Genomic DNA, 386 nt, shown 5'->3' with positions numbered 1-386 from the left:
CGGGGAAATATGCCCTTTTTCTGGTGTGCGGTCGTGCTGGTTAATATCCGTTTGGCTTGGCATTGGTACGCTAATCCCTAGCGCTTCGCCTTTGTGTTCTGTTGTTTTGATGATATTGATTAAGCCTAAAAATGGTGAAGTTTCTAGGGATTTAAAAAATTCCTTTTCTACTTTGCCTTCTAAATCAAAAACGGCTAATGCACCGTCAATATTGATTTTAAGCATTGTAGATAAATGTTGGATATAGTTGTTATATTGTTTTGCTGTGAAGTTTTCCATTGTTTTTATTCCTAATGTAAGTTATCAATTAATTTTTTGAAGCCTGTTTTTGTTGTGGCTTGTTCTTTACTTTCTTTCTCTTTTTGTGCCAATGTTTTTAATTCATA

At 34.2% G+C, this 386-nt stretch carries 1 protein-coding gene; it reads right to left on the bottom strand.

Annotated features, from left to right (window positions below; all coding sequences use genetic code 11):
- The coding region (locus ACLS0A_RS11060; RefSeq protein WP_416083512.1) for a P2 family phage major capsid protein at positions 1–279 on the bottom strand (279 nt) is incomplete at its 3' end.
- Positions 280–386: the final 107 nt, after the last annotated feature.

The organism is Avibacterium volantium, assembly GCF_049366555.1.
In the GTDB taxonomy this organism is placed as follows: domain Bacteria; phylum Pseudomonadota; class Gammaproteobacteria; order Enterobacterales; family Pasteurellaceae; genus Avibacterium; species Avibacterium volantium_A.
This window is presented reverse-complemented; position numbering and strand designations above follow the sequence as displayed.